A 13,435-nucleotide genomic window follows, 5' to 3' on the forward strand; every position below is an offset into this window, starting at 1 on the left:
CTTTGCTTGCCCAAAGAAAAAGTAACCCAAAGAAAGGGCACCCCCCACTTGGCGCTGGCCGGTGAAGCCGGCCAGTTCGTGAGGGGCGGCCGGGCTTTTCGCCAGGGCATCCTGCCCTGGCGAAAGGGATCGGCATCCTTGCCGATCCCCCTGCGGGCCTTTTCGTCCACCCCTCACCGCCGCACAGGGGGCCCGAAGGTCAAAAGCGCCGAGCCGACGGCTCGTGCAGCGGCGCTGCACATTGCGTCGCGGCAGGTCGCGTTGCTCCTCCTCTAGAGCACAAAGCCAAGGCAGAAGAGAAAGACGATGTCGTTGTGTGGCGAGTTCTCGACAGCGGCCGGGAAGCGTAGCGTCCCTTTTACCTTGCCCCAGTGGTGGGAAAGCGTAGCGCTCCTTTTATCTAGCCGCTGCGGTAGGAAAGCGTAGCGTCATCTTTCCCTAACCTCAGCGATCGGGAAGCGTAGCGAAGGCTGCTTTAAGTCCTCTCCGCATCGGCGCGTTGCGAAGCGTTCCGAAGTACCCGCTGTGTAGCGGCGAAGGTGGCCCAGCAGCAAACTGCCTCGAGCGTTCGGGCTTATTCCAAGGTAATGCTGCAGGCGTTGGCTATACGGCCATTTTCTTTGGGTTACTTTTCTTTACTCCGGGCATCCTGCCCTCCGCCCTTCGGGCCGGCTTCGCCGTTCGCACGCGCTCCTGCGCGTGCGTGGGCCAACAAAGAAAAGTGACTCGAGCGTCCCACGGGACTAGCTTCGCGTCGTCGGCAGACGATCGAAACGCCCGCTGCGTAAGCGGCCAGATCGCGGTAACGCACGAGGCGACAGCCGACTACTGACGACACGAGATCTTTGCCCGCGCGTGATGACGGCTTAGATGAAGGAGTGAGGCTAGATTGACCCCTCACCCCAACCCTCTCCCCGTAAGGGAGAGGGAGCAGAACTAGGGGCGCCGCGCATTCCAAGCCAGTACCCGCCCCTCACGAGGCCAACCATCAATACCGCGTCACTCCACAACCTTCGATACCGCCGCCGCAGGTGCGTGCGCCAACTCATCCGCCGACCAACCACCACCAAGATCACCAATCAACGACACCGCATCCAACAACCGCTGCTGCTGCACACTCAACGCGTCCTGCTCGGTGCTGAGTTGCGTAGCCTGGGCTGTCGCCGCCGTGGTGTAGTCGACCGTGCCTGCCTGGTACTCGTTGAAAGCGATCTCCGAACCACGCGTGGCATCTTTCACCGCGGCATCCAGCACCTGCGCCTGTTGTGCCAGGATCCTGACTCCGGAGAGATCATCTTCCACGTTCTGGAACGCCGCGAGTACGGTGCCGCGGTAATTGGCGACGGTGGATTCGTAGGTGGCCCGTGCGGCGGCTACCTGGCCGTGACGGGCGCCAGCATCGAAGATGGTCTCGCTCACGTCGGCGCCAAGCGACCACACATGGTTGGCGACATGCAGCAACCCAGCCAGGGGCGACTGCGAAAAGCCGTCCGCTCCCGATAGCGAGATGGACGGGTAATACGCGGCGATAGCGACGCCAATGGCCGCATTGGCCGAAGCCATCTGGCGCTCGGCCACGGCGATGTCCGGCCGGCGCTGCAGCAGCGTGGAAGGTACGCCTGTCGGCACCTGCGGCAAGGTTGGCAGGGTGGCGTTGTGCGGGATGTCGAGTTCTTCTGGATTTTTGCCAACCAACACCGCAATGGCATGCACGTATTGTTCGCGCGACACACCGAGCGCAATCAGTTTTGATTGCGCGTTCTCCAATTGCGTGCGAGCAGTGATGACGTCGGACGGCGCGATCGTGCCGGCCTTGCCTTGGTTGTCCACCACGCGCAGATATTCCTTGTACGCGTCGACGGTCTTCTGCAGCAGGTCGATATTGGCATCGGTGACGCGCAGGTCGACCACGGCCGTGGCCAACGCGGTTTGCTCTGACAACGTGGCATTGGCCAGCGTGGCCTGACTGGCCTGCGCGGTGGCTTTGTTCTCTTCGACGGTGCGGCGAACCTTGCCCCACAGATCAGGTGCCCAGCTCACGTTACCTTCCAGCGAGCCGGATGTACTGACCGGGCGCAGGTGCTCGACGCCGCTGCCCGCATTGCCTGCGGCAGTGCGTTGCTTGCTGCCCGAGCCGCTGATGCCGATGGTGGGAAACAATGCGCTGCGCGCCACCTGTACGTCGGCCATGGCGGCCTGGTAATCGGCGTAGCTCTTCGCCACCGTCTGGTTGGATACCGACACCTGCGGCTCCAGCTCATTGAGCAGCGGATCGTTGAAAGCCTTCCACCAGTCGCCCTTGGCGACGTCGTCGGCGGGCGTGGCAGCGGTCCAACCAGGCAGCTCCTTGAACTGCGTGGGCGTGCTCACGTCGGGACGATGGTAGTCGGGGCCTACCATGCAACCGCTGAGCGCCACCGTCATCGAGACGGCGAGAGCGTGACGGGAAAAGAGCTTGGAATAGGAGGGCAGACTCTTGTTCATGCGCTTGCGTCCGATCGGTTCCACGGCAGGCTTTCCGACCACTGCGCAAGCCGTGCGCGCAGGCGGTCGAGGTAGAGGTAAATCACCGGCGTGGTGTAGAGGGTGAAGACCTGGCTCAGGATCAAACCGCCCATCACCGTGATACCCAGCGGTTGGCGCAGCGAAGCACCCTGGCCAATACCAATGGCTAGCGGCACAGCGCCGAGCACGGCGGCAGCGGTAGTCATCATGATCGGACGCAGTCGCACGACGGCGGCGTCATGGATGGCCTTTCTGGGTTCCAGCCCGTCGTCGCGCTGCAGATGGATGGCCACGTCGATCATCATGATGGCGTTCTTCTTCACGATGCCGATCAGCAGGATGATGCCAATCATGGCGATCACCGAGAACGGCGTGCCGAAGATCAGCAGGGCCAGCGTTGCACCGATGCCGGCAGAGGGCAGGGTGGAGAGGATGGTGATGGGATGCACGGTGTTTTCGTACAGAATGCCCAGCACGATATAGACGGCGGCCAGCGCAGCGAGAATCAGCAGCGGCATGGTGCCCATCGATTGTGCGTACACCTGTGCTGCGCCAGCGCTCGATCCGTGGATCGATGCGGGCATGCCCAGCTCCTGCCCAGCTTCGCTGATAGCGGCCAGTGCGTTGCTCAGCGAGCCGCCCGGTGGCAGGTTGAACGAGATGGTGCCGGCGACAAGTCCGCCCTGGTGATTCACCTGCGTCGCTGTGTGGTTGCTCACGTACGACGCGAGCGCAGGGAACGGCACCATGGTTTCCGACGCGGTGCTGTCCGCGCTGCCGCTGGAACTGCCGCCCTTGGAGTTGGAGATGGCATTGGTGAGCTGGTTGGCCTCAGCGTTGGCATTGCGCGTATTGGTGCTGGCGTTGGCTGTGGTCGTCGAGGTTGTGCCGCTGACCAGCGCACCGGACATCTGCGTTTGCTGCGTGCCGCTGGGGTTGCCGGCAGCCGTGCTGAAGCGGATACGTTCGATCGATTGCGGGTACTGCCAATACTCCGGCGCGACTTCCATCACCACGTAGTACTGGTTGAGCTGGTTGTAGACCGTGGACACGGTGCGCTGGCCGAAGGCGTCGTACAGCACATTGTCGATCTGGTTGGGCGCGAAGCCGTAGCGGGCCGCTGTGGCGCGGTCCACGGATACGTAGAGTTGCAGGCCGTTCTGTTGCAAGTCGGAGTTCACGTCGGTGATGCGGTCGTGGTACTTGCCGAGTGCCGTAATGAGCTTAGGCACCCAGGTGTACAACGCCTCGGGATCGTCGCTGGTCAGCGTGTATTGATACTCCGATGCCGATTGCCGCCCACCGATGTGCAGATCCTGCGCCGCCTGAAGGAACAGCTTGGCGCCCGAGACTGCGTTGAGCTTGGGACGCAGGCGGTCTACCACCTGGGCGGCGGAGATCTTGCGTTCGGCCAGCGGCTTCAGCTCGATGAAGACATTGGCGGTGTTGAGCGCACGGCCGCCGGAGAAGCCCGCGACGGAGGCCACAGCCGGGTCCTTCTGCACGATGTCTTGCAGTTGCGCCAGCTTCTTTTCCATCGCTTGGAAGGAGATGCTTTGGTCGGCGATGATCTGGCCCATCAAGATGCCGTTGTCCTGTTCGGGGAAGAACGTGGACGGCACCAGGCGGATCAACACCACGTTCAACACGATCAAGCCGATCAGGGTCAGGATCACTGCGAAGGCGTGATCCAGAACGAGCGTGAGCGAGCGCGAATAGGCCTCCCGAAAGCGGTCGAACTGGCGCTCGTACCACACCGCCCAGCGCGCTTTCGAGTGCAACGATTTGCGGCTGAGCGTGTACGCCGCCATGGTCGGTGTCACCGTGAGCGAGATCACCAGCGACAGCAGGATCGCGATGGACAGCGTTACGGCAAATTCGTGAAACAGCAGGCCTACGATGCCGGGCATCAGAAGGATGGGCAGAAACACGGCGATCAGCGACAGGCTCATGGATATCACGGTGAAGCTGACCTCGGCGCTGCCGAGCGTCGCGGCTTCACGCACGTCCATGCCCGATTCCACGTGGCGCACGATGTTTTCCAGCACCACCACCGCATCGTCCACCACGAAACCCGTGCCGATGGTCAGCGCCATCAGCGACAGGTTGTCGATGCTGTAGCCCAGCAGGTACATCGGTCCAAAGGTGCCGATGATGGACAAGGGCAACGCCACGGCCGGCACTAACACGGCGCGCGGCGACTGCAGGAACACGTACACCACGCCGATCACCAGCAGGATGGCGATGAACAGCGTGCGCTCGGTGTCGTTCACCGCCGCATTGACCGATTGCGATCGGTCCACGGCAACGCCCACGTGGACATTGCGGGGAAGAGTGGCCTCGATGGAGGGCAGCGACTTCTTGATCTGCGCGACGGTCTTGACGATGTTGCTGCCGGGTAGCGGATAGACGATGACCAGCACCGCATCCTTCCCGTTGTAGAGGCCGGCGTTGCGGACGTTCTCGGCCGAATCGAGCACCTGGGCTACGTCGCGCAGCTGTACGGCCGAGCCGTTGCGGTAGGCGACGACGAGATCGCGATACGGTGCTGCCTTGTTGATCTGGTCGTTGGACAGCACTTCGTAGCGCTGGCCGTCCTGGTCGATGTGTCCCTTGACGCTGTCGGCATTGGCCGCACTGATGGCGGCACGTACGTCCTCCAGGCCAATGCCGTAGCTGTTGAGCTGGTCGGGTTGCAGCTCCACGCGAACGGACGGCAATGCACTGCCGCCCAGCGTGATCTGTCCCACGCCATCGACCTGGGACAGCTGCTGCTGGATCACGGAGTCGGCCGAGTCGTAAAGCTGGGCGCGAGTCAGCGTCTTGGAGGTGAGCGCCAGCACCATGATCGGCGAGTCGGCCGGGTTGTACTCGCGATAGGTCGGGTTGTTGCGCAGCGTAGTCGGCAGGTCCGCGCGCGATGCCTGGATGGCCGCCTGCACATCGCGCGCGGCGCCATTGATATCTCGGTTGAGGCCGAACTGGATGACGATCTGCGACGTTCCGACGGTGCTGGTGGAGGTCAGCTCGGTGACGTCCGCGATCGTCCCCAGACGCCGCTCCAACGGCTCGGCCACCGTAGAAGCCATGGTGCTGGGACTCGCGCCCGCCATGCTTGCCTGCACCACCACCACCGGGAAGGTGATGTTAGGCAGCGGCGCCACGGGCAAGCGGAAATACGCGAGCACGCCCGACAGCAGGATGGCGACGGCCAGCAGCGTCGTCGCTACCGGCCGCTTGATGAATGCGCCGGGGATGTTCACGCGGTTTCCCCGTCGGCCGCCTCAGAACGCTTACGGCCAAAACGTTGCGCGAGGCGATCGAAGTACAAATAGATCACCGGCGTGGTGAACAGCGTGAGCAACTGGCTGAGCAGCAAACCACCAATGATCGCGAGGCCCAGCGGGCGCCGCAGCTCTGAACCCGTGCCCGTGCCAAGCAGCATCGGCATGGCGCCGAGCATGGCGGCGAGGGTCGTCATCAGGATCGGGCGGAAGCGCAGCAGCGAGGCTTCGAAGATGGCCTCGTCCGCTGGTTTGCCGTGTTCGCGTTCGGCTTCGAGGGCGAAGTCCACGATCATGATCGCGTTCTTCTTCACGATGCCGATCAACAGCACGATGCCGATGATGCCGATCACATCCAGATCACTACCGGCGATCATCAGCGCCACCAGGGCGCCGATGCCGGCGGAGGGCAGGGTGGAGAGAATCGTCACCGGGTGGATGAAGCTCTCGTACAGCACACCCAGCACGATGTAGACGGCCACCAGGGCGGCAATGAGCAGGTAAACCTCGCTGGACAGCGAATCCTGGAACGCTTGCGCCGCGCCCTGGAAGGTCGAGGTGATGGACGAGGGCAGATGCATGGCTTGCTCGGCATCGTTCACCTCTTTCACCGCCTTGCTGAGCGATGCGCCCTTGGCGAGGTTGAACGACACTGTGATGGCCGGGAACTGCGACAGGTGGCTGATGACCAGCGGGGACTTGGTGACCTGGATGTCCGCGATGCCCTTGAGCGGCACTTGACCGCTGCTGGCCGTCTGGCTGGGCAGGTACAGATCGCCCAGCGATTCCACGGTGGGGATGCTTTCCGGCTTCGCCACCAGGATCACGCGGTACTGGCTGGCCTGCTCGAAAATAGTGGAGACGATGCGTTGGCCCAGCGCGTCGTACAGCGCGTTGTCGATGGTCGCCGAGGTAATGCCGTAGCGCGCCGCCAACTGGCGGTTCACCTGCACGTTCACCGCAAGGCCGTCGTTGTTGAGGTCGCTGGTGACGTCGGTGATCGACTTGATGTTCTTCATGCGCGAAATCAGTTCGGGCACGTACTGCTGGAAGGCCTGCTGGTTCGGTCCGCGCAGTACGAACTGGTACTGGTTCGGCGAGATGGTGGTATCGAGCGTCAGGTCCTGCTCGGGCTGCATGTACAGGTGGATGCCGGGTACCGTCGTCACCTCCTGTTGAATGCGGCGTGCGATCTCCTCGGCGGTGGATGAGCGGTCATCGCTCGCTTTCAGGTTGATCAGGAAGCGCCCGTTGTTGAGCGTGGTATTGGTGCCGTCGATGCCCACGTAGGAGGTGAGGCTGGCGACGTCCTCATCCTGCAGGATGGCATCAGCCAACAGTTTCTGGCGGTCAACCATGGCGCCGTAGGACACCGAGTTGTCCGACACGCTGATGCCTTGCAGCACGCCCACGTCCTGCACCGGGAACAGGCCCTTGGGAATGACCACGTAGAGCACGATGGTGAGAGCCAGCGTGCCGAAGAACACCAGCAGCGTAGCCAACTGGTGGGCCATCACGAAATGCAGGCCTCGCTTGTATGCGGCCAGCGTCTTATCGAACAAGCCCTCACTGATGCGCTCGAAGCGGCTTGGGTGGCGGTCTTTCTGGGCCTTGAGAATGCGCGCGCACAGCATCGGCACCAGGGTGAGCGAGACCACGGCAGATAGCACGATGGTCACCGCCAGCGTCACGGCGAACTCGCTGAACAGGCGGCCGATCACGCCGCCCATGAAGAGCAGGGGAATCAGCACAGCGATCAGTGACACCGTCAGCGACACGATGGTGAAGCCGATCTGTCCTGCACCTTCCAATGCCGCTTCCAGTGGCGTCTTGCCTTCCTCCAGGTAGCGCACGATGTTCTCGATCATGACGATCGAGTCGTCCACGACGAAGCCAGTGGCGATAATCAGCGCCATCAACGACAGATTGTCGATGGAGTAGTTGAGCTCGTACATCAGCGCGAGCGTGCCGATCAGCGACACGGGCACCGAGATACTGGGAATGATGGTGGCCGGCACGTTGCGCAGGAACACGAAGATCACCAGCACCACCAGCACCACGGCAAGAATCAGCTCGAACGCGGCGTCGCTCACCGATGAGCGGATCACGCCCGTACTGTCGTTGACCACGTCCACCTTCATGCCTGCGGGCAGCGTGGATTCCAGCTGCGGCAGCTGCTTCATGATCTGGTCGACGGTGGCGATCACGTTCGCGCCTGGCTGCCGCTGCACGTTCAGCACGATCGCCTGCGTCTTGTTGAACCACGCGCCTTGTTCGGTGTTCTGTGCGGCCTGTGTGACCCGTGCCACGTCACGCAGGTAGACCGGTGCGCCGTTCTGATAGGAAATGACGGTGTCGAGGTAATCCTGCGGGTTCTGGATCTGGTCGTTGCCGTTGATCGTGTAATCGAGATCGGGGCCGTCGAAGTTGCCCTTGGGCTGACTCACGTTGACGTTGGCTATCAGCGAACGCAGATCATCGATATTCAGGCCGTAGCCCGCCAACTTCTTGGGGTCGGCCTCGATGCGGATGGCCGGTACATTGCCGCCGGCCGGCGTGACCAGGCCCACGCCCGGTACCTGCGAGATCTTGGCGCCGAGGCGATTGTTGGCCACATCCTGCAGCTGCGGCAGCGACATGGAATTGGATGTGACCGCCAGCGTAAGAATCGGGCGGTCGGCGGGATTCACCTTGGCGTACGTCGGTGGCGCGGGCAGGCCCGAAGGCAGCAGGCTGTTGGCGGCGTTGATGGCCTCCTGCACGTTCTGCTCGGCCACGTCGAGGTTGAGCGACAGGTCGAACTGCAGCGTGATGATGGACGCGCCAGCGGAGCTGTTGGAGGTCATCTGCTGCAGGCCAGGGATCTCGCCCAGCTGCACCTCCAGTGGCGCCGTGACCGTGGTGGCCATCACCGATGGGCTGGCGCCGGGATAGAACGTCTGCACTTGGATCGTCGGGTAATCGACGTTGGGCAGTGACGACACCGGCAGGAACCGCATAGCGACGAGGCCCACCAGCACGAGGGCGATCATCAGCAGCGAGGTTGCTACCGGCCTGAGTACGAACAGGCGGGAAATATTCATCGATTTACGCGCCCAAGGCTCACGACGAGCTGCTGGCGGAGGCACCGTGCGAATGCTTGCCGCCATGCGTGGTGGCCGGTGCGCCTGTACTGCTTGCCCCGGCGGGCTGCGCCTGGGCGACGCGAATCTTGGCACCATCGCTCAGGCGGTCCATGCCATCCGTCACCACCTGCTGGCCTGCATCGAGGCCGGACAGGATCGCCGTGAACTTGCCGTCGCTGGGGCCGGGCGTCACCTTGTGCACGGAGACCGTCTGGTCGGCATTGACCAGATACACGTAGTTGCCGGGCGCGCCGCTCTGCACGGCGGGTGTAGGTACCAGCACCACTTTTTGCAAGGTATCCACCAGCATCTGCACGTTGACGAACTCGTTGGGGAACAGCGACTCGTCATCGTTGGGGAAGGTCGCGCGCAGCGTCACCGTGCCCGTGCTCGTCGCCATCTGGTTGCTCAGCGCGTAGAGCGTGCCGGCGGCGATCTGCTTGCTGTTGTCGCTGGAGTACGCGGTGACGGGCAGCTTGGCGCCCGAGTTCACCCGCTGCAGCACCTGGCCCAGTGAGTTCTGCGGCACGGTGAACTGCACCGTGGTCGGCTTCATCTGCGTGATGACGACGATACCCGGCGAGGTCGACTGCGTGACGTAGTTGCCCGGATCCACCAGCCGCAAACCCACCCGGCCGGCCACCGGCGCGGTGATGTGACAGTAGATGAGGTCGAGCTCGTCCTGCGCGATGGCGGCCTTGTCCGCCTTTACTGCGGCCTCCGCCTGGGCGACCGTGAATTTCTGGTCGGTGTAGGTCTGCTCGGCAATGGACTTCTGCTCATGCAGCTGCGTATAGCGGGCGAGGTCGGCGCGGGCCTGGTCCAGGGTGGCCTGGTCCTTTGCCAATTGCGCCTCGGCCTGCTGCTTGTTGATTTCGTACTGGCGCGGATCGATCTGCGCGAGGAACTGGCCCTTCTCGATGTCCTGGCCTTCCTGATAACCCACGGCCGTCAGGTAACCGCTCAGTTGGGGCTGCACGTTGACCGTGGCGACCGGCGTCACAGTGCCCAGCGCGGTGAGCATCTCCGGCATGTCGCCAACATGGGCGGTGGCCGCGCTCACCACCTGCGCAGGCTGGCCGGTCTTGGCCTTTTGCCCGGTGAGGATGTGAATCACCATCAACACCACCAGGAGCACGATGATCACGGCCGCGATCAGTACGCCACGCTTCCTACGAGGGTGCCCAGATGTTCGGGCGGTATCGGCACTCATGCACCATCTCCCAGCAGCTCAAATTCACAAGACAAACAAAGTCGGATCGTTCTCGTTGCAACCGGTACGCGACCATGCGGCGGTAGGAACGTTGTCGACGGATCTCTAACGATCCGTTGTCCTTGTGGTTGACCCTGGCGACAAGCCCCCATACCCCAGCCACCGTGGGGTAAAAGGCCGGAAAACTCATGGCACAAGCGCTGTCACGGACGAGTGATGCCTCACGACAGGGCTCGTCCGGTTAGCTTTTTTTCATTAAACATTGTTCATGTGGATGGCCATGGCCATGCTGCGGGATGGTCATACCATGCGCGCGCGCTTCCACCAGCCGGTGACCTTCTCTTCGCGCACCAAGGTGAACAGGCCGGAACCGAGGATAAGCGCGATGCCGATCAGCATGGGCCAGTCCAGCCGGTCGCCAAATAGCCAGTAGCCGAAGAAGATGGCCCAGAGCATCTGGCTGTACTGTGTGGGCGCAATGCGATTGGCGGGCGCGTGATGCGTGGCAAGCATCAGCAGCACGCCAGCGAGGCCGGCAAGCAGGCCGTAGCCCGCCAGCAGGAACCACTGGTGTAGATCCGGCCAGACAAAATGCGACAGCATCAGCACGCCGCCACTGACCAACGGCCCGACCACACCAGCGCCGTACAGGCTGATGCGCTTCTCATGGGGCCCCGCCATACGCAGCGCAACGACGGACACCGCTCCAGACAGCCCACAGGTCATGGCGGCGAAATGCCCGACGCCCAGTGCGCGGAAACCTGGCCGCAACACCACCAGTACGCCGATAAAGCCCACGATCACCGCTGACCAGCGTCGCCAGCCCACGTGCTCCTTAAGGAAGATCACAGACAGCAGCGTCACGAAGATCGGCAGCAGGAAGATCAGCGCGAATGCCTCCGCCATGGGCAGGGCAGTAAAGGCGATCACCGCCGAGATGTTGCAGATGGCACCGGTGATGGCGCGGATCCACCAAAGGTGCGGCTTGCGCGCACGGAACACGTCTATGTAGCGGTCACCGGGATTCCGGATGAAGGGCAGGGCGCTCAGCATCAACACGGCACCGAAGAACACTGCCTCGTAGGCAGGCAACGTGCCGTGTAGCGATTTCACGAAAGCATCGCTGATCGCGTAAGCGGCGTAGCAAGCGAAGCCGAGCAGAACACCTTTGAACATGCAGATCCCGGGAAGTGGCCCGTCAAGGCGTGATGTGGCTGGCCGGGCGGAAGAAGGCGATGGGTATAGTCCCATAGTCCAGCCCCTACACACAGCCGGCTCTGGCCGTCGCGACTTTGAAGCAGGGTTCTTCTGATGCGATATGGCGGGCTGGGTACCCCATGGGGGATTGTTCTGCGTCTTTCCCCACGAGCTTGCTCTTCGGGGCCGTTGTTAGGGCATCAGCTGCGCGCCAAGGCGCAGCACACCGTAGTTCGCGCCCTGTATTTCAGAATGCTCCTATGCAACAAGCTATGTCTCAACTTGTACGATTTCGCTGAGACGTACAGGTTCTGTTGCTGATCGTGATGAAGGGGCATGCGGTGTCGATTGCATGACTCCTCGATGGACAGGACGCACCTGCTCGCCGCCTCACGTCATCAAGTCGGCCCGCCTTGCGCGCTGGCCGCGGATGCATTCCCTCGGTTCCGTTGAATACCTCTGCCCTGCGTGCCCCATGACCTACGACTACATCATCGTTGGTGCCGGTTCCGCCGGCAGCATCCTTGCGGATCGCCTGAGCGAATCAGGGCGTCATTCCGTGCTTGTGCTGGAGGCGGGTGGCAAAAATCGTGCGCTCGCCATCAAGATGCCGGGCGCCGCCGCGACGCTGTACCGCCATCCCGCACACAACTGGATGTTCCATTCCGCCCCGCAGCCTGCGCTTGGTGGGCGCGAACTGTACGCGCCGCGTGGCAAGGGTCTGGGCGGATCGGGTGCCATCAACACGATGATCTATCTACGCGGGCAGCCCAGCGATTTCGATGACTGGGCGGCTGCAGGTAACGACGGTTGGTCCTGGCATAACGTATTGCCGTACTTCCGCAAGCTGGAAACGCACCCGTTGGGCAATACGGTCTATCACGGTGGCGATGGTCCGATCCGCATCAGTCGCATGCGAGGCAAGGCGCACCCGGTCTGCGATAGTTTTCTCGCTGGCTGTGACGAACTGGGTTATCCGCGAAGCGACGATTTCAATGGCGGCCACGTCGAGGGCGCAGGCATCTACGACCTCAGTGTCCATCGAGGCGAACGTTGTTCCAGTGCCAAGGCCAGCCTTCGTCCAGCGATGAAGCGGAACAATCTGCGCGTGGAAGTGGATATGACCGTGGACCGTTTGCTTTTCGACAGCGAAAGAAGGGCGACCGGTGTGCGTGTGAGAAGGCACGGCATGCCACTGGACTTCCACGCCCGTCGCGAAGTCATTCTATGCGCGGGTGCGGTGGGATCGCCGCAGATTCTCGAGTTGTCGGGCATCGGTGATGTTTCCCGCTTGCGTGACCTTGGTATTTCCCCAGTCCATCATTTGCCTTCGGTGGGAGAACACCTGCAGGACCATCTTTCCGCCAGTTACGACTACCTCGCGAACATCCCGATGGCTGGCACAGGACCGCGGTCATGGTTCGGACGAATGATGGCGCGCCTGCAATATGCGCTTAGCCACACCGGGCCCTTGTCGATGAGCCTGGTTCAGGCGGGTGGTTACTTCCGTGGTGACGACACCGAGTCGACTCCGAATGTGCAGGTCTATTTCAGCCCACTAGCTCCATTGGTTTCGGTGGGCCATGGCGGCACCAATGCGGGTGAACCGTATCCGGGGTTCCGGCTCAGCTTCAATGCGTGCCGCCCCACCAGTCGGGGGGCGGTGCATATTGTTTCCGGGCGGGCGGAAGACACGCCGCGTATCGACCCGAACTACCTCAGTACGGACAGGGACGTCGAGGAGGCCGTTCAGGGCAGTCGCCTGATCCGCCGCATCGCACAGAGCAGGGCGATGCGCGCCATCACCGCTGGAGAAATCAGGCCGGGGCAGCAAGCGCAGAGCGATGCCGACCTGCTCGCCTATTTCCGTGAAACATGCGATTCCACTCATCATCTGTGTGGTACTTGCGCGATGGGTTCCGATTCGGCGAGGTCGGTCGTGGACAGGTCTCTGAAGGTCCATGGGGTGCCTGGCTTGCGCGTGGTTGATGCGTCGATCTTCCCGAACATCACTTCCGGCAGCATCAATGCGGCCACGATGATCGTGGCGGAAAAGGGCGCGTCGCTGATCCTGCGCGACGGCTCCTAAGATACGGCGACAAAAAGTCGGG

7 protein-coding genes are annotated in these 13,435 nt (G+C 62.5%); 2 read left to right on the forward strand and 5 right to left on the reverse strand.

Going from position 1 to position 13,435, the window contains the following annotated elements:
* A partial coding sequence (locus tag DyAD56_RS24320) for a hypothetical protein (protein ID WP_233202429.1) occupies nucleotides 1–276 on the forward strand: 276 nt, incomplete at its 5' end.
* A gap of 723 nt (nucleotides 277–999) precedes the next feature.
* On the opposite strand, the gene DyAD56_RS13905 is transcribed toward DyAD56_RS24320, so the two are convergent.
* The 5 genes from DyAD56_RS13905 to DyAD56_RS13925 form a co-directional block, all read right to left on the reverse strand.
* Nucleotides 1,000–2,508, reverse strand: coding sequence for an efflux transporter outer membrane subunit (locus DyAD56_RS13905; protein WP_233202430.1), 1,509 nt, complete (start codon nucleotides 2,506–2,508; stop codon nucleotides 1,000–1,002).
* Complete coding sequence (locus tag DyAD56_RS13910; protein WP_102303372.1) at nucleotides 2,481–5,768, reverse strand: efflux RND transporter permease subunit; 3,288 nt, start codon at nucleotides 5,766–5,768, stop codon at nucleotides 2,481–2,483. Before DyAD56_RS13910 ends, DyAD56_RS13905 begins: the two co-directional genes overlap by 28 nt.
* Nucleotides 5,765–8,872: an efflux RND transporter permease subunit gene (locus tag DyAD56_RS13915; RefSeq protein WP_102303373.1), complete on the reverse strand. Its 3,108-nt coding sequence runs from the start codon at nucleotides 8,870–8,872 to the stop codon at nucleotides 5,765–5,767. The genes DyAD56_RS13910 and DyAD56_RS13915 overlap by 4 nt, the downstream gene beginning before the upstream one ends.
* A gap of 19 nt (nucleotides 8,873–8,891) precedes the next feature.
* Complete coding sequence (locus tag DyAD56_RS13920) at nucleotides 8,892–10,127, reverse strand: efflux RND transporter periplasmic adaptor subunit (RefSeq protein ID WP_102303374.1); 1,236 nt, start codon at nucleotides 10,125–10,127, stop codon at nucleotides 8,892–8,894.
* Nucleotides 10,128–10,427: 300 nt separating this feature from the next.
* A complete protein-coding gene (locus DyAD56_RS13925) occupies nucleotides 10,428–11,303 on the reverse strand; it encodes a DMT family transporter (RefSeq protein ID WP_102303375.1) in 876 nt (291 codons plus the stop codon).
* 496 nt (nucleotides 11,304–11,799) lie between these two features.
* On the opposite strand from DyAD56_RS13925, the gene DyAD56_RS13930 reads away from it, so the two are divergent.
* Nucleotides 11,800–13,413: a GMC family oxidoreductase N-terminal domain-containing protein gene (locus tag DyAD56_RS13930; RefSeq protein WP_102303376.1), complete on the forward strand. Its 1,614-nt coding sequence runs from the start codon at nucleotides 11,800–11,802 to the stop codon at nucleotides 13,411–13,413.
* Nucleotides 13,414–13,435: the final 22 nt, after the last annotated feature.

Source organism: Dyella sp. AD56, from assembly GCF_002878475.1.
Classification (GTDB): domain Bacteria; phylum Pseudomonadota; class Gammaproteobacteria; order Xanthomonadales; family Rhodanobacteraceae; genus Dyella.

Excerpts from the sequence above, each read along its gene's own strand:
- DyAD56_RS13915 (WP_102303373.1), bottom strand. The coding sequence starts at position 8,872 with ATGAATATTTCCCGCCTGTTCGTACTCAGGCCGGTAGCAACCTCGCTG.
- DyAD56_RS13920 (WP_102303374.1), bottom strand. The coding sequence starts at position 10,127 with ATGAGTGCCGATACCGCCCGAACATCTGGGCACCCTCGTAGGAAGCGT.
- DyAD56_RS13925 (WP_102303375.1), bottom strand. The coding sequence starts at position 11,303 with ATGTTCAAAGGTGTTCTGCTCGGCTTCGCTTGCTACGCCGCTTACGCG.
- DyAD56_RS13930 (WP_102303376.1), top strand. The coding sequence starts at position 11,800 with ATGACCTACGACTACATCATCGTTGGTGCCGGTTCCGCCGGCAGCATC.